This is a genomic window from Paenibacillus sinensis, assembly GCF_019904155.1.
Classification (GTDB): domain Bacteria; phylum Bacillota; class Bacilli; order Paenibacillales; family Paenibacillaceae; genus Paenibacillus_AQ; species Paenibacillus_AQ sinensis.
The window spans coordinates 1-4,174 of record NZ_JAHCMB010000057.1 but is presented as its reverse complement, the minus strand read 5'-3'; the positions used below and the strand labels follow the sequence as shown (position 1 = coordinate 4,174).

Sequence of the window (4,174 nt, the reverse complement as noted above, 5' to 3'; positions counted from 1 at the left end):
CTGACCAACAACTTCCATAGGGGGTTGCTCTAGGTCAAGTGACTGAAAACAGGCTTGTTTCATCTTTGCGTTTTCTTCCAGAAAAATATCCATAAAGAGTTTTTCTTTAGAAGAATAATAGTTATAAAAAGTTCCTACTGCCATTCCGGCTTTTTTTGTGATTTCTGAAATATTGGTTTCCTTAAATCCCTTTGCGCTGAATAACTCCTTTGCACAATCGTAAATTATTTCCTTTTTATCTTGCACGGATAGACCTCCAAATTAACAGCCAAATCATAATATGAATGAACAAACTAAAATTCATTCATATTATGGCTGCTTGAAGATGATTTGTCAATACAGCTATTATAAACAGGGTATCGTTCTATCAAAACAATATCCTGTTTTCAGACATTTTACTTGGCAGTTCCCTATAATATTTGGATATTGGCAGTCATGCTATCCAAGTTGAAAAATGAATGCAATGGTTCTCCGTTTGTCATTGCTGCTCCATGTATACTCCTGTTGAGTCTCGTACAACCAGATCTACAGGCACGATCTCTGTTGGCGGTGAATAATCGGGATTCTCGATCATTCGGATTAGATGCTCTCCTGCTCTCATCCCCATTGAGGCAATGTTCTGATTGACCGTCGTAAGCTTAGGCTTCGACAGCTCCGCATAGAACGTGTTATCGAACCCAACGACGGAAATGTGCTCAGGAACCTGCATTCCGGACTCGCGGATTGCTTCAATCGCACCGGTTGCCATATAGTCGGAGGAACAGATTACACCAGACGGTGCTTCCGGAAGCTGCAGCAGGCGCTTCATCGCGTTATATCCGCCTTCAATGCTGTAGTCCTCAACTTCCACATATTTGGCGTAGTATGGAAGATTGCTCGAGCGCAGACCCTGTTGATATCCAGTAAATCTCGTTTGACCAACCAGACATCCCAAATCTCCGGAAATAAAGGCGATACGCTTATGTCCAAGCTTCACCAAATGCTGAACTGCCAGGTTGGCTCCCTGGGAATTGTCAGCTGTTACATAACCAGTTCTAGGTCCAAGCAGATCGGTATCAATCATCATGGTCGGCATTTCAGCCTGAAGCAAATCCAATAGATTTTGATTATTTCGGTCGACACCAAACATGACAACTCCATCCACATTGCGGCTGAGGCAGTGCTTGGTGAAGGTATAGTCAGGGTTGCTAAGATTCGGTGACAGGAAGAGCAGATCATAGCCGCTGTCTTCAAGTGATTTTCTTAATCCATCAACAAGCTCGGCAATAAAGGGATTCGAGAAGTAGTCCAGCAGGAACATCCCGACCGTCCAGGAACGCTTTTTCACAAGGCTGCGGGCAACGACATTCGGTTGGTAGTTCAGCAGCTCGATAGCCTTATTCACCTTAATTCTCGTCTTACTGCTGACATCCGAATAATTATTTATCACTTTAGATACCGTAGCCACCGAAACTCCCGCGTGCTTCGCCACCTCATGAATAGACACCACAAGCCTCACCTCAAATTAAAATAGACGAAATGTGAGCAACGTACATAATCATTTAGGTTTAATTATACGCGATGCTCAGCCCGATGGGAAACGCTCGGATCGCTTCTCCATTAGCCTTCGCTAGTATGCGGCATATCGATCAACGCACATGCGCAAGTCTTCCGGGACTGCCGTACTTAAACCTTAGCCTGACAAGAAAGGCCACTCAATTTGAGTGACCTTGGCTAAAATGGTGATTACATCAAATATTTTCCCGTGATCGACTGTTCAACGTGGATGATCTGCGAAGGTGTTCCCTCGAACACCACCTGCCCGCCTTTGCTGCCTCCGTCCGGTCCCATATCGATGATCCAATCCGCTTGGCTGATCACATCAAGGTTATGCTCGATGACGATCACCGTATTGCCGGCATCCACAAGGCGGTTCATAATCTCCAGAAGGTGACCGATATCTGACATATGCAGACCGGTCGTTGGCTCGTCCATTACATAGATGCTCCCCTTCTTATGCAGCTCGCTTGCCAGTTTGATGCGTTGGCATTCTCCTCCGGAGAGCGTGCTGAGCGGTTGCCCGAGCGTAATATAGTTCAGCCCCACGTCGCTCATCGCCTGAAGCTTGCGTACAACCTCTTTTAACTGAAAAAAATCCAGTGCCTGCTCCACCGTCATCTCCAGCACTTCTGCAATTGCTCTGCCGTTCAGCTTGTACGCAAGCACCTCTTCCTTGAATCGCCTGCCTCCGCATACTTCACACGGCAGCTTCACACTTTCAAGGAATGCAAGGTCTGTATACACAACCCCCAGCCCCTGACAGTTCTCGCAGGCACCTTTTGAGTTGAAGCTGAACAAGCCTGGGCTCACCTTGTTCACAGATGCGAACGCCTTGCGCACATCATCCATAATTCCCGTGTAGGTCGCGGGATTCGATCGCGTTGACAAGCCTATCGCCGATTGATCGATGACGATCGCATCCGGATACTGGCTGAGGAACACTTCGTTAATCAGCGTACTTTTGCCCGAGCCTGCGACGCCTGTAACTACTGTCAGCACTCCGGTCGGAATATCAGCATTCACGTTCTTCAGGTTGTGTAATGAAGCATCCTTAATAGATAGCTTGCCGGAGGGCTGTCTGCAATCATGCTTCAGCTGGAGCGGACGCTTCATATGGGTTCCCGTCAATGTATCTGCATTCAGCAGCCCTTGGAAGCTGCCTTCATACACGATTGCACCGCCTCGGCTTCCGGCGTGAGGCCCGACGTCAACAATATGATCCGCCACCTTGATCACATCGGGATCATGCTCGACGACGATCACGGTGTTGCCCTTGTCGCGGAGCTTCTGAAGCAGCTCGTTCAGCCGGTGTACATCTCGGGGATGCAGGCCCACACTGGGCTCATCGAAGATGTAAGTGACATCCACCAGACTGCCGCTCAAATGCTTCACCATCTTGACGCGCTGCGATTCGCCGCCGGACAAAGTATCCGTCTCACGGTCCAGCGTCAGGTAGTCGAGTCCGATATCCACCAAATGCTGCAGGCGCTCTGTCAGCGACTTGACGATTGGCGCGGCAATCGCATCATCAATCTCACGAATAATGCCGATGAGCTGTCCAACCTCCATTGAGGACATTACCGCTATGTTGTGTCCATTGATCCTGCAGCCGAGCGCAGCCTGATTAAGTCTTGCGCCGTGGCAGCTGGAACAGGGACCCTCGGTGATGAACGGCGCAACGGCTCGCTGCGTGCGCTCGGACTTCGTCTTCACGTCACGCTTGATGTATTTGTTAGTGAACTTCTCGATGACGCCCTCTACTGTAATATTCACAGCTTTGCCGCCGAACTGCACCTCAACCTTCCTCGCCTTGCCGTACAGCAGCTGCTCCAGCTCCTCAGCTGAATAGTCACTCAGCTTTTTGTCGGGATCAAAGGGCCTGGACTGCACGACCATCGTCCAATCAAAGCTACCCACCGCATAGTCCGGGAACCTGATCGCTCCTTCATTCAACGACTTGGACATGTCCACCGCATTGCTCATGTCTACACCCAGTCTGCGGCCGATCCCGTTGCACTCGGGACACATGCCCTGCGGATCGTTGAACGAGAACATGTGGGCTTGTCCAACATAGGGCTGACCTACCCTGGAGAAAAGGAGCCGGATAAGCGGGGAGATATCGGTAATGGTGCCCATCGTGGAATGGGAGCCGCCGCCCAGCCGCTTCTGATCCACAATAACGGCCATGCTCAGATTCTCGATCGCATCCGTATCCGGCTGCGGAACGCGGGGCAGGAAATTACGCACGAACATACTGAAGTTCTCATTCAGCAATCGTGTGGACTCAGCAGCAATCGTATCGAAGACGATCGAGGATTTGCCGGACCCGGATACCCCGGTGAAGATCGTAATCTTCCGCTTGGGAATACGCAAGGATACGTTCTTGAGATTATTCTCCCTCGCACCTGAGATAACGATATACTCCTGATTGGATACGCTCATGCATTTCATCCTCCTGCCAGTAATAGTTTCAGTTCATACTAAATTGCAGCAATCCTCGTGAACAGAAAATCATGGTACGTGAGCCGGATCAAGCAGAAAAAGAGCCGGCATTGGCCCAATGTCATTAAGTTTAGCTCAAAGACAAGAACGACAATAGAAATTGGAACCAAAACGGCATGGGAATGAGTCCTGT

3 protein-coding genes are annotated in these 4,174 nt (G+C 49.4%); all 3 read right to left on the bottom strand.

Going from position 1 to position 4,174, the window contains the following annotated elements; all coding sequences use genetic code 11:
- Window positions 1–246, bottom strand: a 246-nt coding sequence (locus KIH86_RS07715) for a TetR/AcrR family transcriptional regulator (protein WP_223110367.1), incomplete at its 3' end; no start/stop codon positions are given.
- Window positions 247–478: 232 nt separating this feature from the next.
- Window positions 479–1,489: a LacI family DNA-binding transcriptional regulator gene (locus KIH86_RS07710; protein WP_223083749.1), complete on the bottom strand. Its 1,011-nt coding sequence runs from the start codon at window positions 1,487–1,489 to the stop codon at window positions 479–481.
- A gap of 236 nt (window positions 1,490–1,725) precedes the next feature.
- Window positions 1,726–3,981, bottom strand: coding sequence for an ATP-binding cassette domain-containing protein (locus KIH86_RS07705; protein WP_223083750.1), 2,256 nt, complete (start codon window positions 3,979–3,981; stop codon window positions 1,726–1,728).
- Between the last annotated feature and the right edge of the window lie 193 nt (window positions 3,982–4,174).

Excerpts from the sequence above, each read along its gene's own strand:
- KIH86_RS07705 (WP_223083750.1), bottom strand. The coding sequence starts at position 3,981 with ATGAGCGTATCCAATCAGGAGTATATCGTTATCTCAGGTGCGAGGGAG.